The following is a 20,716-nucleotide window of genomic DNA, read 5'->3' on the forward strand; positions in this document are numbered from 1 at the left end:
CAGTGAAAGCGCGGGTGCCGGCGGCTCGCGTGCGGCGAGGGGGTTGCCCGATTCCCCGCCGAATAACGGCCGATGAGCACGATTTTCTCTTTCGGAGGCAATATGGAATTCCAGATGTTGGAAACGGAAACCAACGGCACCATCATCAAGGTGGTGGGCGTTGGCGGTGCGGGCGGCAATGCCGTCGCGCACATGATCAGCAAAGGGGTGCAGGGCGTCGATTTCGTCGTCATGAACACCGATGCGCAAGCGTTGTCGCGTTCGCGCGCGCCCAACGTGATTCAGCTCGGCAACACCGGGCTCGGCGCTGGGGCGAAGCCCGAGATGGGACGTGCGGCGGCCGAAGAAGCGCGCGAGCGGATCGCCGATGCGTTGCGTGGCGCGCACATGGTGTTCATCACCGCGGGCATGGGCGGCGGCACGGGCACGGGTGCAGCGCCCGTGGTCGCGCAGATCGCCAAGGAGATGGGCATTCTGACCGTTGGCGTCGTGAGCAAGCCGTTCGAATTCGAAGGCGGCAAGCGCATGCGCGTGGCAGAAGCTGGTTCGCAGCAACTGGAGGATCACGTCGACTCGCTGATCGTCGTTCTGAACGACAAGCTGTTCGAGGTGATGGGCGATGACGCCGAGATGGATAAGTGCTTCCAGTGCGCGGACGACGTTCTGAACAACGCGGTTGCCGGCATCGCCGAAATCATCAATGTCGACGGTCTCGTGAACGTCGACTTCGAAGACGTGAAGACGGTGATGGGCGAACAAGGCAAGGCGATGATGGGCACGGCCACCGTGGCCGGCGTCGATCGCGCCCGCTTGGCGGCCGAGCAAGCCGTCGCGAGCCCGCTGCTCGAAGGCGTCGATTTGTCGGGCGCGCGCGGCGTGCTCGTGAACATCACGTCGAGCCGTTCGCTGCGTCTGTCGGAAACGCGCGAAGTGATGAACACGATCAAGAGCTACGCGGCGGAAGACGCGACGGTGATTTTCGGCGCCGTCTACGACGACGCGATGGGCGACGCCCTGCGCGTCACCGTCGTGGCGACGGGGCTCGGCCGGACCGCGGCGGGCGTGGCGAAGAAGCCGCAAGCGGCACCGATGACGCTGCTGCGCACGGGCACGGATAATCAGCCGGTCATGCAGCACGGATATACGCCGCAATCGTCGCACGCGAACACGGCCGACTACGGTGCATTCGATACGCCGGCCGTGTGGCGCAATTCGCGCGAAACGGCGGCCTCGCACGTGCAGGCGCTGCAGGAGAAGGGCGTCGATACGTACGACATCCCCGCGTTCCTGCGCAAGCAGGCCGACTAAGCGAGCGGCGCGTTCGTCGGCGCGGGCGCCTCGTGCACCGCGCGGACGTTGGACGGTCATCATGAATGGCAACGGCGTCAGACGACTTCGCTGCGTCGGACGACCGGGCGCGCCAATCGCCCGCAGCGCGCAAGCGACGCGGGTGGATCGGTTGTCGGCGCGTCCGAGACCGGGCGGGGCGGCGCGTGCGGCTGCATTGGGCCGCGCGCACGCAGGCGCACCGGTGTGCGATAGGCGGATTTGGCAACGGGCGAGCCGCTGAGCGCAACGCCGCGTAGGACCGGGACGATGCCGATGCGGCATTGGTCTCCGGCGCGCGGACGGTGCGGGCGCATGTTCGGCGTACCTCGGGCAAGGTGCGTCGGGCGACGGCTCGATGGGCGGCACGCGATTCGCATCGCTTGCCGGTAGCCTCTCGCGCGCGTTTGGTCGGGCCGCTTAGGTCTGGCCGCACGTGTCGCGCCCGCTGGACGTTGCGCACGGGCAACGTGAACGCCATGAGTTTTGTGACGGTCCGTTACGGGCCGGTGGCCGGGAACGCCTCCGTTCCGGCCACCGGCCTTGTTTCATCGATTACGGTAATCGCTGGAAACAGATTGATACGTCCGGAGAAATGAAGGGTTTCGCCGGATGGAGTATACTCGGCCCTATGAGCTGAAAAATACCGATTGAAAATAGCAATCGAACAAACGGAATCATGTTGAAGCAACGCACACTCAAATCGATCGTCAAAACCGTCGGGATCGGCTTGCACTCTGGGCGCAAGGTCGAACTGACGCTGCGCCCGGCTGCCGCGAATACCGGCATCGTGTTTTCGCGCATCGATTTGGCCACGCCCGTGGATATCCCGGCGAGTGCGCTTGCCGTCGGCGATACGCGCTTGGCGTCGGTGCTGCAGAAGGACGGGGTGCGCGTGTCGACGGTCGAGCATTTGATGTCGGCCTGCGCCGGCTTGGGCATCGACAATCTGTATGTCGACGTCACGGCCGAGGAAATCCCGATCATGGACGGCAGCGCCGCCTCGTTCGTCTTTCTCATGCAATCGGCTGGGATCGAAGAGCAGAACGCGCCGAAGAAGTTCATCAAGGTCTTGAAGCCGGTGGAAGTGCGCGAGGGCGACAAAGTGGCGCGTCTCGACCCGTATTTTGGCTTCAAGCTCAAGTTCACGATCGATTTCAGCCATCCGGCCGTCGACAAGACGGGGCAGGCGCTCGAAGTCGATTTCGCGACCACGTCGTACGTACGGGAAATCGCGCGCGCGCGTACATTCGGCTTCGCCCACGAAGTCGAGATGATGCGCGAACTCGGATTGGCGCGCGGCGGCAGCATGGACAATGCGATCGTGCTCGACGAATACCGCATCTTGAACAACGACGGGCTTCGTTACGACGACGAGTTCGTCAAGCACAAGATGCTCGATGCGATCGGCGATCTGTATGTCGTCGGCCATCCGCTGCTCGCGTCGTATACGGCGTATAAATCGGGGCACGGACTGAACAACGCCCTCCTGCGCGAATTGCTCGCCCATGAGGATGCCTACGAAGTGCTGACGTTCGACGATGCCCAGCACGCACCGCGCGGCTTCGGCTACGAGGCGCAGACGGCATTCGCTTAAGGCGTGGGTTCCGGCAGTCGGCAAGATGCAAAATGAGCGGCCCGCGGGCCGCTCATTGTTTTTTGGGTGCCGGAGTTATTGCAGGCACGATCGCTTTAGCCGACGGCTAGCGCGAGTTTTTGTGCTTGTGCTTCGGCGCTCGCGGCGGACCCATGCAGAGCGCCCGGCTACTCGCTGTCTCGCCCTGTCTCGCCTCGAGCGGGTTCGTCGGTCGGTTTTCCATGGCGGGCCGCCATTTTGGCGAGCGCCGCCTGCAGCGGGGACGGCGCGAGCGTACGGCTGAGCGCCTGCAGCGCCGCGGCACCGGCCGGCGTCATCCGCGCCTGCTTCGGTTCCGGCGGCTGCGCCGCCGCGCGCGGCCGCACCTTTACGGCAAGCGTGCGCACGGGCCAGCCGCGTTGCTGCAGTTGCGCCAGCAAGCGCGGCTCGACCTGGCGCAAACGCGCGGCCAGCGCGCTGTGCGCGGCGAACAACGTCAGCGTACCGTCCTTGATGAAACCCGGTTCGACGTTGGCCGCCAAGTATTCGGGCAATATCTGGGCGAGTTCGCGCTCGAGCGAGGCGATTTGCTCGACGCCCGCGCGCAGCGCGGCGAACGCGTCGGTGCGGCCGAGCACTTCGGCGACGGCTTGAGGCCGGCGCGACCCGGAAAACTTCGAAAAAGACGAAAAGCGGCTCATGGCGCGATTGTACCTGCGTCATACCTGTGTCGTACCCGTGTCGTGCCCCGCCGCAGCGCCGAAACAGGGCGTCGTGCGCGCCTCCCGCCGACACGGTACGTTAAGGCTCGCGTGCTAAAATGCGCGATTCGAATTCACTCATGGAATAAGCCGCCGAGGCTATCCGAACCCGAGCATCCGCAACCGGCTCCGAACGAGCCGCGCGGGTGCCCGAGCGAAGCCGCGACGCATACTCGACCCGATGACCACCGGTTTTCTCCAAAAGATCTTTGGCAGCCGCAATCAGCGTCTCGTCAAGCAGTATCAAAAGACGGTCGTGGTGATCAATGCGCTCGAGCCGCAAATCGAGCAATTGACGGACGACCAACTGCGCGCGAAAACGGATGAAGTCCGCCAGCGCGTGGCGAGCGGCGAATCGCTCGACAAATTGTTGCCCGAAGCGTTCGCCGTCTGCCGCGAGGCGAGCCGCCGCGTGCTGAAGATGCGCCACTTCGACGTCCAGTTGATCGGGGGCATGGTGCTGCACTACGGCAAGATCGCCGAAATGCGCACGGGCGAGGGCAAAACGCTCGTCGCGACACTGGCTGCCTACTTGAACGCGTTGTCGGGGCGCGGCGTGCACGTGGTGACGGTCAACGATTACCTCGCGCAGCGCGACGCCGAGTGGATGGGCCGGCTCTACAACTTCCTCGGCTTGTCCACCGGCATCAACTTGTCGCAGATGGACCACGAGTCGAAGCAGCAGGCGTACGCGGCCGACATCACCTACGGCACGAACAACGAATTCGGTTTCGATTACCTGCGCGACAACATGGTCTACGAGACCACCGCGCGCGTGCAGCGCTCGCTCAATTTCGCGATCGTCGACGAAGTGGATTCGATCCTGATCGACGAGGCGCGTACGCCGCTCATCATCTCCGGTCAAGCCGAAGACCACACCGACCTGTACGTGCGGATGAACGCGCTGCCGCCGCTGCTCGAACAGCAGATCGGCGAGGAAAAAGCCGACGGCACGGGCGTCGAAAAGCCGGGCGACTACACGCTCGACGAAAAGGGACGCCAAGTATTCCTGACGGAATCGGGCCATGAGAAGGCCGAGCGTTTGCTTGCCGAATGGGGTTTGATCGGCGAGGGCGAAAGCCTGTACGCGGCGCAGAACATCACGTTGATGCACCACGTCTATGCCGCGTTGCGCGCGCATACGCTGTTCTTCCGCGATCAGCATTACGTCGTGCAAAACGGCGAAGTCATCATCGTCGACGAATTCACGGGCCGCTTGATGCAGGGCCGCCGCTGGTCGGACGGGCTGCATCAAGCCGTCGAAGCGAAGGAGCACGTGAAGATCCAGAGCGAAAACCAAACGCTCGCATCGATCACCTTCCAGAACTACTTCCGCATGTACGGCAAGCTCTCGGGCATGACCGGAACGGCCGATACGGAAGCGTACGAATTCAACGAAATTTACGGTCTGGAAACGGTCGTCATCCCGACGAACCGTCCGCCGAAACGGATCGACCGCCAGGATCAGATCTATAAGACGGCCAAGGAGCGCTACGACGCCGTCATCCGCGATATCCGCGAATGCTATGAGCGAGATCAGCCGGTGCTCGTCGGCACGACGTCGATCGAGAACTCCGAACTGCTCGCGGATTTGCTGACGAAGGCTGGCTTGCCGCACGAAGTGCTCAACGCGAAGCAGCACGCGCGCGAAGCGGCCATCGTCGCCGAGGCGGGCCGGCCCAAGCGCATCACGATCGCAACGAACATGGCCGGTCGCGGGACCGATATCGTGCTCGGCGGCAACGCGGAAAAGCAAGCCTCGCTGCTCGAGGCCGACGAATCGATTCCCGCCGACGAAAAGGCCAAGCGCATCCAAGCGCTGCACGACGAGTGGCAGGCCTTGCACGATCGTGTGAAGGCCGCGGGCGGCTTGCACATCATCGGGACCGAGCGGCACGAATCGCGCCGTATCGATAATCAGCTGCGCGGCCGCGCGGGTCGTCAAGGCGACCCGGGCTCCTCGCGCTTTTTCCTCTCGCTGGAAGATCCGCTGCTGCGCATTTTCGCCGGCGATCGCGTGCGCTCGATCATGGATCGGCTGCGCATGCCCGAGGGCGAAGCGATCGAAGCGGGCATCGTCACGCGCTCGATCGAATCGGCGCAGCGCAAGGTCGAAGCGCGCAACTTCGACATCCGCAAGCAGCTGCTCGAATACGACGACGTGTCGAACGATCAGCGCAAGGTGATCTATCAGCAACGCAACGAGTTGCTGGAAGCGCACGACATCACCGAAACCATCGCGGCGATGCGTCACGCGGTCATCACGGATGTCGTACACGAGCACATTCCGGCCGGCAGCATCGAAGAGCAATGGAACGCGCCCGAACTCGAAGAAGCGCTGCGTAAGGATTGGCAGCTCGACCTCGCCGTTCAGGAAATGATCAACGAATCGCAGTCGCTCGGTTCCGACGATATCGTCGAAGCGGTGATCGGCGCGGCCGACGAGGCTTACGAGGCGAAGGTCGCCCTGGTCGGGCGCGAGGCCTTCAGCGCGTTCGAGCGCTCGGTCATGCTGCAGACGCTCGACCGTTGCTGGCGCGAACACCTCGCCGCGCTCGATCACTTGCGTCAGGGCATCCATCTGCGCGGCTATGCGCAGCAAAACCCGAAGCAAGAGTACAAGCGCGAGGCGTTCGAACTGTTCGAGGCATTGCTGAACATCGTGAAGACGGAAGTGACGCGCGTTGTCATGAACGTTCAAATTCAATCGCCCGAGCAGCTCGAGGAAGCCGTCGAGCAATACGAAGAGCAGGGCGACCCGCTCGAGAACGTCCATTTTAACCATGCCGAGTTCGCCGAAGCCGCAGCCGGCGCCGCCTCGGCGGATGCCGCCGAGGAAATGGTCGGCCAGGCCATGGGCCATGGCGCGCACGCGGCGGCCGCGACAGCCGCCGCGGCTACGGCCGTCGGTGCGGGCGGCATTCCCAAGGTGGGCCGCAACGATCCTTGCCCGTGCGGTAGCGGCAAGAAATACAAGCAATGTCACGGTAAGCTGGCTTAACGCGAATTCACGACTATGGCCGTCAATTTTCCTTCGATCGATCCCGCGCAACTTCATCCGGTGGCCGGCGTGACGCTCGGCTTCGCGGAAGCGAATATCCGCAAGCCCAACCGCAAGGATGTTCTCGTCATCTCCGTCGATGAAGGCGCGACGGTGGCGGGCGTTTTCACGGCGAACCGCTTTTGCGCGGCGCCCGTCACGGTTTGCCGCGAGCATCTTGCGCTTGCGCGCACGGCGCCGAGCGGCAACGGTATTCGCGCGCTCGTCGTCAACACGGGCAACGCGAACGCGGGCACGGGCGAATCGGGTCTCGCGCACGCGCGCGAAACCTGCGCCGAGCTGGCACGTCTGGCCGGCATCGCGCCCGAACAAGTGCTGCCGTTTTCGACGGGCGTGATCCTCGAGCCGCTGCCGGTCGATCGGCTCAAGGCGGGCTTGCCCGCGGCGCTCGAGCGTCGTGCCGCCGCACACTGGTACGAAGCGGCGCAAGCCATCATGACGACGGACACGTTGCCGAAGGCCGCATCGGCGCAAGTGTCGATCGACGGCCACACGGTCACGCTCACGGGCATCAGCAAGGGTGCGGGCATGATCAAGCCGAACATGGCGACCATGCTCGGCTTTCTGGCCTTCGACGCGGCCGTCTCGCAAGACGTGCTGGATACGCTCGTGAAAGACGTCGCCGATCGTTCGTTCAACTGCATCACGATCGACGGCGATACGTCGACGAACGACTCCTTCATCCTGATCGCCACCGGCAAATCGAGCCTGCCGGCGATGACATCGACGACGACGAAGGCTTACGCGGCGTTGCGCGATGCCGTCGTGCATCTCGCTCAGACGCTGGCTCAACTGATCGTGCGCGATGGCGAAGGCGCGACCAAGTTCATGACCGTGCAAGTCGAGGGCGGTGCAAACGAGGGCGAATGCCGCCAAATCGCTTATGCGATCGGTCACTCGCCGCTCGTGAAAACGGCCTTTTACGCATCCGACCCGAATCTCGGCCGCATCTTGGCGGCGATCGGCTACGCGGGTATCGCCGATCTCGATGTCGCGAAAATCGACCTGTATCTCGGAGACGTCCACGTCGCGACGGCGGGCGGCCGACACCCTGCGTACCGGGAAGAGGACGGCCAACGCGTCATGAAGGAAAGCGAGATCGCCATTCGCGTGCTGCTAGGCCGTGGCACGGCACAGGCTACGATTTGGACCTGCGATCTATCGCACGATTACGTCTCGATCAACGCCGACTACCGTTCCTGAGGTTCGGCCGCGCGCCCCGCGGCCGTTGCCATCCACGTCCGCGGTGCGCGGTGCTGTGCCGTGCGCCCCGGCGCCTTAAGCATCGAATCGCTCATCGCTCATGGACAAACTCGAACAGTTTCTGACCCGTGCCGAGACCTTGCTCGGTCGTCTCGAAGCCATGCTGCCGCCCGCCGCGCCCGACGTCGATTGGTCGGCGGCCGTCGCCTTTCGTTGGCGCAAGCGCCAAGGCCGCGGCTACTTGCAACCGGTGCCGGCCATCTCGTCGATCACGCTGGCCGATTTGCAGAACATCGATCGCCAAAAAGGCTTGATCGAGCAGAACACGCGCCAATTCGTCAACAAGCAGCCGGCAAACAACGTGCTGCTCACGGGGGCGCGCGGTACGGGCAAATCGTCGTTGATCAAGGCCTGTCTGAACGCCTACGCGAAAGATGGCCTTCGTCTGATCGAAGTCGACAAGGACGATCTTCACGATTTGGGCGACATCACCGATCTCATCGCCTCGCGACCCGAGCGGTTCGTCGTGTTCTGCGACGACCTTTCGTTCGAGGAAGGCGAGTCGGGCTACAAGGCGCTGAAGGTCGCGCTCGACGGCTCCGTTTCGGCGCAATCCGATAACGTGCTGATCTATGCGACGTCGAACCGCCGCCATCTGTTGCCCGAGTACATGAGCGACAACGAGTCGTACAAACATACGTCCGATGGCGAGATCCATCCCGGCGAAGTCGTCGAGGAGAAGATTTCGTTGTCCGAGCGTTTCGGCTTGTGGGTGAGCTTCTATCCGTTCAAGCAAGACGACTATCTGACGATCGTCGGTCACTGGCTGCGTCATTTCGGCTGCGGCGATGACGACATCGCGAACGCTCGCGGGGACGCGCTCGTCTGGGCACTGGAGCGCGGCTCCCGTTCGGGGCGGGTCGCGTGGCAGTTCGCCCGCGACTGGTCGGGCCGTAGGACGCCGGCATGACGACGATACCGAGCGGCCGGGGCGCCGCCGACCGCTCGCCGACGGGGCGCCCGGTCACCGAGGTGGCGGTCGGGGTGCTTGTCCATGCCGACGGACGCTACTTGCTCGCACAGCGGCCCGCCGGGAAGCCGTACGAAGGGTATTGGGAGTTTCCGGGCGGCAAGCTCGAACCGGGCGAGACCGTGGAAGCGGCGTTGACGCGCGAGCTGCACGAGGAACTCGGCATTACGCCGACGGCGTGCCATCGTTGGCATACGCTCGAACACGACTATCCGCACGCCTACGTGCGGCTGTACTTCTGCAAGGTGACGGCGTGGACAGGCGAGCCGCACGGCCGCGAAGGCCAGGCGTTCAGCTGGCAGCGCTTGCCCGTCGACGTCGCGCCGTTGCTGCCCGCGGCTATTCCTGTGTTGGAATTGCTTGCCGCCGATTGACGCGGCGGTAAGCTGCAAGCGGCAAACCGCAAGCGGCGAGGCCCCGGACGAACGATGTCCGGTCAGTTCAAATCGCCGTGCTTGTCGTCGTCCGACGGCGGATCCTCATCGGTGCCGCCGATCCGGTACTTTTCATTGGCCCAGGCGCCGAGATCGATTTGCTTGCATCGCTCCGAGCAGAACGGGCGAAAACGGTTTTCGGGTGTCCAGCGGACGTCTTTGCCGCAACTGGGACATTTGACTACGGTAACCATACGGACTGTTAGGCAATCGTCATTGAACCGTCGCCATCCGCTAAAGCCGACGACGAGGGCGAATTCAGTGGGGCGCGCCTAGTGGGGTACGCCTAGTGGGGTACGCCCAGCGGCTAGGCCGCTACATGCAGCGTCAAAGGCTGCACAGCGTCAACTGGAACGGCACGTCGACGTCGACGGACCGCGGACGCAAATCCCCATCCTGCACGGTAAAGCGCACCCAGAGCATGTACTTGTTCGCACTCGCTTCGGGGATCACGCGCAATTCGGGCGACACACGCACTTGCATCAACTGATAGGTGCGGCCCGACAGCATCTGCTGGTAGCTTCCCTGCATCGCCATGACCTTCGACGCTTGCCCCGATTCGCGAGCGAGCCGCAGCACGATCGATGCGGCGTCGCGCAAAGGCAGCAAGGGGGCGATCCACTTGGCGATGTCTTGCCGGCGCTGGTCGGGATGCAATTGCTGCCACGCATAGTACGAGGGCAAGTCGAACTCGCAGGTCCCGCCTGGAATAATCGCGCGGCTGCGGATACTCGCGAGCCATTCGTTGTCCGACAGATGCTGGCCGGTCTTGCCCTGCATTTGCGCGAGGCCAGCCAGGGTTTGTTCGATTTCGCCGAGCACGGCTTCCAGCGCGTTTTGCTCGATGCCCGGATTGCCTCGGAATGGCGCAAGCGTTTGGCGTTGCCGCTCCAGTTCCTTCATCAAATCGGACTTGAGGTCTGCCCGGCCGGTGACTTCCGCGATTTCGAACAGCGTCGTTAGCGCAACGTGGTGCTCCCGCGCGTCGTCTTGGCTCAAAAAAAACGTGAAGCGCTCGAACAAATCTTCGAGGCGCAACAGCGTGCGAATTCGCTCGTTGAACGGATACTCGTAAAGAATCAAGCGCGCTCGCCCCTGACGTCGTGGGTGGTGGGATTGCAGCACATTCTAATGCGCGGGATGGACCCCCGCAATCGCGGAATCGGGCACTTTTTACTGCCTTTTCCTCGGATTGAACATTTTGCGAACGTGTACGGGCATGCGTGCAGCCAGGTTCGCTATGCTGGGACCGAGGCGAACGTTCATTGCCGCGCCGCGCCCGCCAGCGCCAGATACTGCCGATGAAGGCGCCGCACATCCCGTGCCAGTCGATCGAGCGGGGTGTCGTCGTTGACGATGACGTCGTCGGCCGCGGCTAGCCGTGCCTCGCGCGTGGCTTGACGCTCGATGATGGCCTGCACCTGCTCGCGCGAAAACCCGTTGCGGCGCATGACGCGCGCAATTTGGGTTTCGACGGGGCAATCGACCGCGAGCACCCGATCGACCCGCGTTTTCCAGGTGCCCGATTCGACGAGCAGCGGCACGACGACGATGACGTACGGCCCTCGTGCGGCGCCACGCTCCCGCTCGGTTTCGGATCGAATGAGCGGATGCGTGATGGCTTCGAGCCGCGCTTTGGCCGTATCGTCGGAAAAGACGAGCGCGCGCATTTTCGCGCGATCGAGCGAGCCGTCCGGCGCGACGAACTCGGCCCCGAAGGTCTGCGCGATCGAGGGCATCGCTGAACCATTGGGGGCGGTGATACGGTGCGCGATCGCATCGGTGTCGACGACGACCACCCCGTGCGTGGCGAATAGATCGGCGATCGTCGATTTACCGCTGCCGATACCGCCTGTGAGCCCGACTGCAAACATGGCGCTCATGCCCCAAGCAGATGAAAGAACGGCGTGCCGCCAAACAATGTGATCGCGCCGCCCAATGCGAGAAAAGGTCCGAACGGCAAGGGCTCTTCGAACCGAAGGCGGCCCGAGCCCATTGCAATTAGACCGACGGCGGCGCCGGTGACGGCGGCGATCAGCACGATTTGCGGCAACGCGGCCCATCCGAGCCATGCCCCCAGCGCCGCGAGTAGCTTGAAATCGCCGTAGCCCATGCCTTCGACGCCGCGGGCGAAACGAAACAGCCAGTAGATGCACCACAAGAAAAGGTACCCGGCGATCGCGCCTGCGACGGCCGCACGCAACGTGGCGAACGTATCGCCGAAGTTGACGATGAGACCGGCCCACAAGAGCGGTAGCGTGAGCGAATCCGGCAACAGGCGCGTTTGCGCGTCGATGGCGCTCATCGCGAGCAGCGTGACGGTGAAGCCGAAGGCGGCAAGACCGGCGCCCGTCGGGCCGTAAAAAGCGAGCGCGAGCGCTGCCAGCGCGCCGCTCGCGAGTTCGATGAGCGGATAGCGCGCGCCGATGGGTGCATGGCAGGCCGAGCACCGGCCGCGCAGCAAGACGTAGCTGAGGACGGGGATGTTCTCGTAGGCGCGCAGTACGTGGCCGCAGTGCGGGCATGCGCTGCGTGGCACGCAAAGGTTATAGCGCGCCGGGAGCGCGTCGGTCTTCGCGGGTTGACCCGTCGCCTCGCTGATTTCCAGATGCCATGCCCGTTCCAGCATGATGGGCAGCCGGTGCGCCACCATGGCCACGAAGCTGCCGATCGCGAGCCCGAACGCGATCGCGAACGCGAACTGCCAGAGGGGCGGCAGCGCGCCGTACGCGGCGCCGATGCCGAACGAGAAGTGCGCGAATGGATCGCTGATGACGGAGGCGTACACGGGCTAGGTCGCGATGATGGCGCAGTGGCGAATGGGGGGCATGCTACACCACGTTGCCCAGTTCGATGACGGGCAAGTACAGCGCGACGACGAGTGCGCCGACGGCGAGCCCGAGCACGATGACAATGAGCGGTTCGGCACAGGCGCAGGCTAGCGCGAGCTTTTCGTCGACTTCTCGTTCGGCGAGGGTGGCGCAATCGAGCAACATGGTATCGAGCGCGCCCGATTCCTCGGCGACGGCGATCGGTTCGACGAGCGTCGAAGGAAAGCAGCCGACGGCGCGCATGGCATGAGCGAGCCGTTCGCCGCGACGCAAGCGCATTTCGATTTGCGTGTTCGCCGCATCGAACGCCGCGTTGCCCGTGATGTGCGAGAGCGAACGCAAGGCGTCCGCGAGCGGTATCCCGGCCGCGAGCAGCGTGCCCAGGGCGCGCGACCAACGCGCGGCAGCGGTGGCACGCACGAGCGGACCGAGGGCAGGCAGCGCAAGCAACGATCGGTCGAGTACGGCGCGCGCCGACGGCGAGCGCCGTACTAGGCGCGGGGCGAGCAGTATCGCTACGCCCGCTGCAGCTAACGAGGGCGGGCCATAGCGCAGCGTCAGGCTCGATGCCGCGATCACCGCGCGCGTGGGCCCGGGCAGTGCAGCGCCGAAGCTATCGAAGACGTGCTGGAAGGTCGGTACGACGAACGCGAGCAGCGCTGCCGTGACGGCGGCCGCGAGCAGCGCGACGGCGCACGGATAGGCGAGCGCCGTGCGCAGCTTGCCGCGCTGAGCGGCCGCGCTTTCGCGGTGCTCGACGATGCGAGCCAGCACGAGCGCGAGCGTGCCGGTGGCCTCGCCGATCGCGCACAACTCGCGATAGAGCCGATCGAATTGCGCGGGATAGGCGGCGAGCGCTTGCGCGAACCGCTCGCCGCTTGCGATACGCCGCGCCAAAGCGCGCGCCACGTGCGCCATCGCGTCGCGCGGTGCCGTGTGGGCGATGAGATCGAGCGCTTGGACGAGCGCGAGCCCCGCGTTCAGGAGGCTCGTCAATTGCCGCGTGAATGCCGTCACCTCGCGCGCGGTCGTTTTAGGGGGCTTTACCTCGCCGCCGTCGCTCATGCCGCATCCGTGGCGGCGATGGCTTCGGCCAAACTCGTCGTTCCATCGCGCACAAGTGCGAGCGCCGCTGCGCGCAACGCGCCGGTGCCCTCTGTCCTCGCTTGTTCGGCGATGGCCTGCCCGCTTGCGCCGGTGTTCACGAGTTCGCGCATGGCCGGCGATAGCGTCATCACTTGATGAACGCCTACACGGCCGCGATAGCCGGCACCGTGGCACGCGGGACATCCGCCTGCGGCAAAGGGCGTCCAACCGGATGCCGTTGCGTTGGCGAATCCCGCGGCGAGCAGGGCGGACGTTGATATCGGCGCCGGCACCTTGCAATGCGGGCACAAGCGCCGCACGAGCCGCTGAGCGGTGACGAGCCGGAGCGCGGCCGAGAGGTTGTACGAAGCCGCGCCGATATCGCGCAAGCGCCCGATTGCGCTGGGCGCGTCGTTGGTATGCAGCGTCGCCAGCACGAGATGCCCGGTTTGGGCGGCCTTCAGCGCGACATCGGCCGTTTCCGCATCGCGAATCTCGCCGATCATGATGACGTCTGGGTCTTGCCGAAGCAGCGCGCGCAATGCGGTGGCGAACGTCAGCCCGGTTTTCTCGCGGACGCTGACTTGATTGACTCCGGCAAGCTGGATTTCCGCCGGATCCTCGACCGTGCAGATGTTGCGCGACGCAGCGTTGAGCAGGTGCAAGAAGGCATACAGCGAAAGCGTCTTGCCGCTGCCCGTCGGTCCCGTGACGAGAATGAGCCCGTGCGGCGCGCCGATGGCGGCTTCGATTTGCGGCCTTTGCCATTCGTCGAAGCCCAGCGAGGCGAGCGACAAATCGGCGGGTAGCGCGGCGAGACGGCGCAGTGCGAGCTTCTCGCCGTGCACCGTCGGCAACGCGCTGACGCGATAGTCTTCGACTTCGCCCGGTGCCACCGCGAGCCGAAGCCGCCCGTCCTGCGGGACGCGCCGCTCGGCGATATCCAGACGCGCGAGCACTTTGATCCGCGTGACGAAAGCGTCGCGCAAATGCGAAGGCGGGTGGGGCAGCTCGTGCAGGACGCCGTCCACGCGCAGGCGGATGCGCCAGCCGTGTTCGCTAGGCTCGATATGGATGTCGGACGCGCCGCGCCGTGCTGCTTGATCGAGCGTGTCGGCGAAAAGCCGCGCCGCCGGGCCGTCGTCGGGCAGACCGGCCGCGGCCCGTGAAGAAAGTAAGGAAGGAGCTGGCATCGGAGCTGCGGCGGTGCGCCGCCGTGAAATGCGATCGGACGATCATCGCCCGCGCTCGCTCTTGATGCCATTCGGCCGGTCGGCCAACGACCCTGCGGCGATCGGCCTTCGGCGGCTGAGACCGCTACGAACGCTACGCCCGCGAAGGTTGCGACGCCGTGCGTGCGCGCGGCTTGAACACTTTGACCGTGCGCACCGCTTGATCGTCGCTTTGCAACACTTCGAGTTGCACTTCGCCGATCTTCAAGCAAACGTCGCCTTCGGGGATTTCTTCCAGTGTCTCGAGGATGAGCCCGTTCAGCGTTTTCGGGCCGTCGGTCGGTAGCGTCAGTTGCAGCCAGCGGTTCAGTTCGCGCAGGGGCATGCTGCCGGCGACGATGCATTCGCCGTTCTCCGTCCAGCCCGTGCGAGTGCCGGCGCTACGCGGGATCGACGTGGTGAACTCGCCGATCAATTCCTCGATGATGTCCTCGGGCGTGACGAGGCCTTCGAGTTCGCCATATTCGTTGACGACGAGCGCGGCGCGGTGGCGCGTTTCCTGGAAGTACTGCAATTGCTGAGACACCGGCGTGCCCGAGGGCACAAAGTACGGATCGGTCAGCAGTTCGCGCAGCGTCTCCAGCGTGAGTTCTTGCTTATGCAACGCGGCGAGCGTCTTGCGCACGTGCAGCACGCCTACTACGCGGTCGATGTCGCCTTGATAGACGATCAGCTTGTTGTGATAGCAGGTTTCGAGCTGATGCAGGATGTCTTCGAACGGCGCGTCGAGATCGAGCGCTTCGATCCGGCGGCGCGGAATCATGACGTCTTCGACCGAGATGTTCTCGAGGTCGAATAAATTGAGCAAGATGCTGCGGTGCTTGGTCGGCATGAAGCTGCCCGATTCGAGCACGATCGCGCGCAACTCTTCGGTGGTGAGCCGCTGCTCCCGCCCGCCTTTGGTGTTGATGTGCAGAACGAGCAAAATGGCGTTCGAAAACAGATTGACGAACCACACCACGGGCTTGAGCACGCGCATGAGGGGCGCGATGACGAGGCTCGCGGGCAGCGCGATTTTTTCGGGGTACGTTGCGCCGACGATCTTCGGCGTGATTTCCGCAAAGACGATGATGAGAAACGCCACGATGCCGGTGGCGACCGACAGCACGAGGTTGTCCCGTCCGAACGTACGCAGCGCGATGGATGTCGTCAGCACCGGGATGATCGTGTTCAGCAAGTTGTTGCCGATGAGCACGACACCGAGTAACTGATCGGTGCGGGCCAGCAAGCCTTGGGTCCTCTTCGCGCCGAATGCGCCCTTGCCGACAAGGTATTTCAGCCGGTGGCGGTTGAGCGCCATCATCGCCGTCTCGGAAATCGAGAAAAAGCCCGAGCATAAGAGGAGGATGAAAACGGCGCCGATTTGCGCCCACAAGGGAATTTGGTCCACGCGTCGTGCCGAAGTGCCGATGAAAGGGATGGCAAGAATATAGCAGAGCGGGTGGGGCGGCCCGGGCGGCGGTCCGCCGGCTCTGGAATGGGCCGTCCCTTCCGTCTGGCGCGGGTCGCGTCAATCGATCGCATGCGGCGGGCTTGGAGGTGGCGCAAAGGCGAAGGGCTTGCGGGCGCGACGCAAAAAAGCCTCGGAGCGTGTCAGCGCCCAGGTTTTTCAGAATTTCAGGTCGGGTGAGAGGATTCGAACCTCTGGCGCCTACATCACAAACGTGATGCGGCGGGTCAAGACACCAGTTATTGAGACGGTTACTGCGCGAAGCTCGCCAATGAAGCTGGACGCGTCCAAAGAGGTGGAGTGGCGCACTTTCCGATGGTTAATCTGTCAACTAGAGTGTAAAGTGTCAACCCGCCTGTCAAGTCAAAATTCGAGGAAACCATGGGGAAGAAGCTGAACAACGCGCCGGCCTACTACACAGTGGCCCAAGTCCAGTTCAACCCCATCCTGAATCTGGACGCATACATCCCCGCCATTCAAGCCAAGATGCGGGAGCGGCACTTTCCGGACTTCAAGCAGGACGTCGTACAGCGGCTGATATTTGGCACGGCCGAGCCTGGACAGCTCGTGGCGCCGACCGTCACACCTCAGTCGCGGTACCAGTTCGGCGACATTTCGGGTACCAGCCGGTTCGTGTTGGAGACGAACGCGTTGTCGTTTCAGACAACAGATTACGAGACGTTCGAGACTTTCTCCGAAATGCTGCTGACGGGTCTGGGCGTCGCGCACGATGCGCTTCACCTCGACTTTATCGAGCGAATCGGACTCCGCTATCTGGATGCCGTTCAGCCGTCAGGAGAAAAGGAGTCGCTTCGCGATTTCTTGGTGCAGGAGGTTCTTGGTCTGTCGCTGCGAGGCGACGTTCAGCTCCAGCACTCAGTAAGCGAAACGGTCGTGGCGACACCGGCTGGCCAGCTTGTCTCGCGCGTGCTCATTCGTCATGGGCAAGTCGGTCTGCCGCTTGAATTGATGGCGCTTGCACCGAAAATTGCCCCGCGATTTACGCAACGTGACGGCTTGCACGCGATAATCGACACGGATGCCTCTACGACTCAGCGAGAAGCGTTCGATTTGACGAGCGTGGAGACGCAGTTGACGGCGCTTCACGACGAAATTGACAAGTGCTTCAGGGCCATTGTGACAGAGCACGCGTTGGCCGCTTGGGCCTGAGGGAGGAAACATGGGCAGCGCAACGTCGTACGGCGGATGGGTGACGGAACGCCCGGCCGCAACTGGCGATACCTCGAACGTTGTTCGACTGGTGGGGTGGATCGTGGCTGCTGGGGCAGCGCTGTCGACCATTGGGACCGGTGGTCGTTTGTCGATCGAACACATCCAGCGAGGCGGTCAGCAGGCTCTCTATACGACTCCGGCCGCCGAAATGGCGGTTGTCGACGATGTCCGTGCGCCGGCTGAAGACTTGGCACGGATTCGTGAAGTTCTGCGTCCTGCCGTGTCGGACCTTGCAACAACTCTCGGTGTGTCGCGTCAGTCCGTCTACAACTGGCTCAACGGCGAGCAGGTCGCAGATGAAAATGCCGCCAGGTTGCAGGACCTCGCTCAAGCGGCCGACGTACTGGCCCACGAAGGCATCGCAGTGAACGCCGCATTGCTCAAGCGAAAGTTCGCCAATGGGCGAACGCTCATGCAAGTCGCGCAGGCTGGCGAGTCGGCGCGCGACGCAGCACTTGTCCTGGTCCAAATTTACAGGCGCGAGTCCGCTCAACGCGAGCGTATGAACGTTCGATTCGGCAACCGCGCGAAGACGCCAGCTACAGCCGACTTCGACCTCCCTTCGGCTGACGACCCGGCGTAAAGGTGCGAAGTGGCGGAATGGAATCGTGATACACCATGGCGGCAAGGTCTTCTGCTTGACAAGGATGCTGTCGATGCATTGGGGCTCTGTCATGCGGCTGGCTCAGACCAGACCATAGTGGTCGTTGCGACCCATGACTGCGACCTCGCGCAGGACCCGCAATTCGAGTCGATCGTCGAGGTTGTCGTGGGATGTTTTGCGGTCAAGGATGGCAATTGCACTCACGCCAAAAACGCACGTAAGCTGCACATTGAATTCGTGGGCGATCTGTCTTTCTGGGCAGAGTTCGAGGCTACTGCAAAGGTTGCAGTCGCTAAGTCCAAGTTAAATCGATACTCGCCTCGGTCCGACGTTCGACTTAACCCCGATGACCATGCCGTTTTCCAGATTTGGTTGGCCAGTCGCTATCGGCGTTCCGCGTTCGCAGACGAGTTCGAGCGCCGATTGACAAAGGAAACGAAGTTGGCCGAGAAGATCGCGAAGGCGGTCAAGCCACACGGCGAACTGATCGCCGGCGTTTTCTTCGACGTCGATGGTGGCGTAGAGGTTGCCCGCGAAGGCTCGGACGACACCTACACGCTCGATATCACGATCCTCCACACTGCGGAGCCCGATTTCTTAGCCGCAGAAAAAGCTGCAACTGCGGTCGCCGATGCGATCCGCGAGGCATTCAAAGCAAAGCTGTTTGAGCCTTCGAAGCAGTGGCGGCAAATCGAGCTTCGCTCCTGCGAGCCTATGTCTGAATCGGTGCTGACCTATCTTGAGTTCAAGCAACTGAAGCGTTGGAGGTTGGAGCACATGAGCCTTGCCGCGGACCCGCAACACCCGGTGTTGGCCGAATAGCGGGGCTGGTGCTCTGTTCTTTTCGGGGCGGCGCACCGGCGGCGGATGGTTTGGCCGTGCAGCTGTCCGCCGTGCTACGCAGGCCTGCAACGCGATCCTCAACGGAGTCCACGGGCACGTGTTTCACGTCGAGTGGTTTTCAGCCAAGGCGGTCCCCCCGGGGGAGCGAGCCGCTGAAAGACAAAAAAGCCGTTCAGCGTGGACTGAACGGCTTTTGCCTTGAGGTACTCAAGAAAATTCTGGTCGGGGTGAGAGGATTCGAACCTCCGGCCTCTACGTCCCGAACGTAGCGCTCTACCAGGCTAAGCTACACCCCGAATTTGATCCTGCTTGGACTCTTTCGGCTAATCAGTCTCGTTCAAGACTGGCGCGCCGTCGAGTAAAAACATAATTCTAGCAGGCTTTCTTTGTAAATGGAATCCGGGAACGAAGAAATTGCTTCGGCCGCGGCCTGGGCCTCGCGCTTCGCGCACTCGAGCGTGTGATCGAGCGCGCCCGAGCGGGTGATGGCCTCGAAGATCGTGTCGAAGCGATCCGTGCCGCCTTGCTCGATCGCCTCGCGCGCGAGCGCCGATTGTTCGGGCGTACCGCGCTCGATCAGATAGATGAGCGGCAACGTGGGCTTGCCTTCGCGCAGATCGTCGCCGGCGTTCTTGCCCATCGATTCGGCCGTGCCCGTGTAGTCGAGCCAATCGTCCATGATCTGGAACGCCGTGCCGATGCGCCGGCCGAATTCCGCCGCGGCGGCTTCGATCCGTGCGTCGGCGCCCGAAATGACGGCGCCGAGCTGCGCAGCGGCCTCGAACAGCTTCGCCGTCTTGTAGCGGATCACCTGCATGTAGCGCGCCTCGTCCACGTCCGCGTCGTGCATGTTCAGCAACTGCAACACTTCGCCTTCGGAGATGATGTTCGTCGCCTCGGCAAGAATTTCCATGACGCGCATCTTGCCGATGCCGACCATCATCTGAAACGAGCGCGAGTAGAGGAAATCGCCCACCAGCACGCTCGCGGCGTTGCCGAACAGCGCATTCGCCGTTTGGCGTCCGCGCCGCAAGTCGGATTCGTCGACAACGTCGTCATGAAGCAGCGTGGCCGTATGGATAAATTCGACGATCGCGGCGAGTTCGTGCCGGTGGCCCGTCGTGTCGCCGAGCGCACCGGCGACGAGCAGCAGCAGCGCCGGGCGCAGCCGCTTGCCGCCGGCACCGATGATGTATTCCGAGATCTGGTTGATGAGCATCACCTCGGAAGCCAAACGTTGCCGAATGACACGATTGACTTGCTCCATGTCCCCCGAAATCGGGGCGAGCAAGTTGGCGGCGCTGGGGGAGGAGGTGGCGGTCGACGACATGATCAAAAAATGGTGTGGTGCCGCGGATTATAAAGGGTATGCGGCTTCCCGAGGGCGGCCGCCGCGTCCGGAGCCACGGCCCCGCGAGCGCATGGGCCGCACGGCGGGCGTCGGTCGACTTTGACCGCTCCGCTAACTCCATGTATAATCACGCGTTTTCACGCACGCTGCATGCGTTGTGTGGAAGAAGAAGTAGCAGGACAGCAGCAGGCAGGCTGAACAAAAGCGTTTGAAAAAGCGTCCACGCAAGGTGCGTGCGGCGCACACAGAGTGAGGTTCTCAATGTACGCGGTCATAAAAACCGGCGGCAAGCAGTATAAGGTTGCTGTCGGCGAAAAATTGAAAGTAGAACAGATACCGGCAGACATTGACGCTGAAATCACGCTCGACCAGGTTCTCGCGGTAGGCGAAGGCGAATCGATTAAGTTCGGTACGCCGCTGGTGGGTGGGGCTTCCGTCAAGGCTACCGTCGTATCGCATGGGCGGCACGCCAAAGTGACGATCTTCAAGATGCGTCGCCGGAAGCACTACCAGAAGCATCAAGGTCACCGCCAGAACTATACCGAACTGCGCATCGACGCGATCAACGCGTAAGCGCACCGGTTAAGGAGCAATCAGATGGCACACAAAAAAGCAGGCGGGTCTTCCCGCAACGGCCGCGACTCCGAGTCGAAGCGCCTCGGCGTCAAGGTGTACGGCGGCCAAGCGATCAACGC

Annotated in this window: 20 protein-coding genes and 1 tRNA gene; 11 read left to right on the forward strand and 10 right to left on the reverse strand. The window is 63.2% G+C overall.

Features of this window, described 5'->3' with window-relative positions; all coding sequences use genetic code 11:
* Positions 1-102 precede the first annotated feature (102 nt).
* Both ftsZ and lpxC read left to right on the forward strand, forming a co-directional pair.
* Complete coding sequence (ftsZ, locus tag ACTHN9_RS12545) at positions 103-1,308, forward strand: cell division protein FtsZ (protein ID WP_440537090.1); 1,206 nt, start codon at positions 103-105, stop codon at positions 1,306-1,308.
* A 697-nt stretch (positions 1,309-2,005) separates the two neighbouring features.
* A complete protein-coding gene (lpxC, locus tag ACTHN9_RS12550) occupies positions 2,006-2,923 on the forward strand; it encodes a UDP-3-O-acyl-N-acetylglucosamine deacetylase (protein WP_440537091.1) in 918 nt (305 codons plus the stop codon).
* Between the two features lie 167 nt (positions 2,924-3,090).
* Here the strand turns inward: lpxC and ACTHN9_RS12555 are convergent, their stop codons facing one another.
* Entirely contained in the window at positions 3,091-3,603 is a 513-nt protein-coding gene (locus tag ACTHN9_RS12555; RefSeq protein WP_440537092.1) for a DciA family protein, read from the reverse strand.
* 241 nt (positions 3,604-3,844) lie between these two features.
* On the opposite strand from ACTHN9_RS12555, the gene secA reads away from it, so the two are divergent.
* The 4 genes from secA (at position 3,845) to ACTHN9_RS12575 (ending at position 9,331) form a co-directional block, all read left to right on the forward strand.
* On the forward strand, positions 3,845-6,664 hold the full coding sequence (gene secA / locus ACTHN9_RS12560) for a preprotein translocase subunit SecA (protein ID WP_440537093.1): 2,820 nt from the start codon (positions 3,845-3,847) through the stop codon (positions 6,662-6,664).
* Between the two features lie 15 nt (positions 6,665-6,679).
* A complete protein-coding gene (gene argJ / locus ACTHN9_RS12565) occupies positions 6,680-7,927 on the forward strand; it encodes a bifunctional glutamate N-acetyltransferase/amino-acid acetyltransferase ArgJ (RefSeq protein ID WP_440537094.1) in 1,248 nt (415 codons plus the stop codon).
* Positions 7,928-8,027: 100 nt separating this feature from the next.
* Positions 8,028-8,897 (forward strand): ATP-binding protein, encoded by an 870-nt coding sequence (locus tag ACTHN9_RS12570; RefSeq protein ID WP_440537095.1) that lies wholly within the window; start codon positions 8,028-8,030, stop codon positions 8,895-8,897.
* Entirely contained in the window at positions 8,894-9,331 is a 438-nt protein-coding gene (locus tag ACTHN9_RS12575; RefSeq protein ID WP_440537096.1) for an NUDIX domain-containing protein, read from the forward strand. Before ACTHN9_RS12570 ends, ACTHN9_RS12575 begins: the two co-directional genes overlap by 4 nt.
* A 62-nt stretch (positions 9,332-9,393) precedes the next feature.
* Here the strand turns inward: ACTHN9_RS12575 and yacG are convergent, their stop codons facing one another.
* From yacG to ACTHN9_RS12610, 7 genes are all read right to left on the reverse strand, one after another.
* Positions 9,394-9,585 carry a DNA gyrase inhibitor YacG gene (yacG, locus tag ACTHN9_RS12580; RefSeq protein ID WP_440537097.1) on the reverse strand — a complete coding sequence of 64 codons (192 nt, stop codon included), beginning with the start codon at positions 9,583-9,585 and terminating at the stop codon, positions 9,394-9,396.
* A 133-nt stretch (positions 9,586-9,718) separates the two neighbouring features.
* Positions 9,719-10,474, reverse strand: a complete 756-nt coding sequence (zapD, locus tag ACTHN9_RS12585; RefSeq protein WP_440537098.1) for a cell division protein ZapD — start codon at positions 10,472-10,474, stop codon at positions 9,719-9,721.
* 179 nt (positions 10,475-10,653) lie between these two features.
* Positions 10,654-11,265, reverse strand: coding sequence for a dephospho-CoA kinase (coaE, locus tag ACTHN9_RS12590; RefSeq protein ID WP_440537107.1), 612 nt, complete (start codon positions 11,263-11,265; stop codon positions 10,654-10,656).
* A 5-nt stretch (positions 11,266-11,270) separates the two neighbouring features.
* Positions 11,271-12,179, reverse strand: coding sequence for a prepilin peptidase (locus ACTHN9_RS12595; RefSeq protein WP_440537099.1), 909 nt, complete (start codon positions 12,177-12,179; stop codon positions 11,271-11,273).
* Positions 12,180-12,222: 43 nt separating this feature from the next.
* Positions 12,223-13,287, reverse strand: coding sequence for a type II secretion system F family protein (locus ACTHN9_RS12600; protein WP_440537100.1), 1,065 nt, complete (start codon positions 13,285-13,287; stop codon positions 12,223-12,225).
* Entirely contained in the window at positions 13,284-14,501 is a 1,218-nt protein-coding gene (locus tag ACTHN9_RS12605; protein WP_440537101.1) for a GspE/PulE family protein, read from the reverse strand. Before ACTHN9_RS12605 ends, ACTHN9_RS12600 begins: the two co-directional genes overlap by 4 nt.
* Positions 14,502-14,634: 133 nt before the next feature.
* Entirely contained in the window at positions 14,635-15,930 is a 1,296-nt protein-coding gene (locus tag ACTHN9_RS12610; protein WP_440537102.1) for an HlyC/CorC family transporter, read from the reverse strand.
* A gap of 441 nt (positions 15,931-16,371) precedes the next feature.
* Between ACTHN9_RS12610 and ACTHN9_RS12615 the strand changes: the two genes are divergently transcribed.
* From ACTHN9_RS12615 to ACTHN9_RS12625, 3 genes are read left to right on the forward strand one after another with little or no spacing between them, the layout of a single operon-like run.
* On the forward strand, positions 16,372-17,160 hold the full coding sequence (locus ACTHN9_RS12615; protein WP_440537103.1) for a TIGR04255 family protein: 789 nt from the start codon (positions 16,372-16,374) through the stop codon (positions 17,158-17,160).
* Between the two features lie 10 nt (positions 17,161-17,170).
* Positions 17,171-17,806 (forward strand): hypothetical protein, encoded by a 636-nt coding sequence (locus tag ACTHN9_RS12620; RefSeq protein ID WP_440537104.1) that lies wholly within the window; start codon positions 17,171-17,173, stop codon positions 17,804-17,806.
* A 9-nt stretch (positions 17,807-17,815) separates the two neighbouring features.
* Positions 17,816-18,649, forward strand: coding sequence for a hypothetical protein (locus ACTHN9_RS12625; protein ID WP_440537105.1), 834 nt, complete (start codon positions 17,816-17,818; stop codon positions 18,647-18,649).
* Positions 18,650-18,889: 240 nt separating this feature from the next.
* Here the strand turns inward: ACTHN9_RS12625 and ACTHN9_RS12630 are convergent.
* Positions 18,890-18,966 (reverse strand) — tRNA-Pro (locus ACTHN9_RS12630).
* A 41-nt stretch (positions 18,967-19,007) separates the two neighbouring features.
* Complete coding sequence (locus ACTHN9_RS12635; RefSeq protein ID WP_440537106.1) at positions 19,008-20,000, reverse strand: polyprenyl synthetase family protein; 993 nt, start codon at positions 19,998-20,000, stop codon at positions 19,008-19,010.
* Between the two features lie 282 nt (positions 20,001-20,282).
* On the opposite strand from ACTHN9_RS12635, the gene rplU reads away from it, so the two are divergent.
* Positions 20,283-20,594, forward strand: coding sequence for a 50S ribosomal protein L21 (gene rplU, locus ACTHN9_RS12640; RefSeq protein WP_115537596.1), 312 nt, complete (start codon positions 20,283-20,285; stop codon positions 20,592-20,594).
* Between the two features lie 24 nt (positions 20,595-20,618).
* On the forward strand, positions 20,619-20,716 hold a 98-nt coding region (locus ACTHN9_RS12645; RefSeq protein WP_440537108.1), incomplete at its 3' end, for a 50S ribosomal protein L27.

It is taken from the genome of Trinickia sp., assembly GCF_051953405.1.
In the GTDB taxonomy this organism is placed as follows: domain Bacteria; phylum Pseudomonadota; class Gammaproteobacteria; order Burkholderiales; family Burkholderiaceae; genus Trinickia.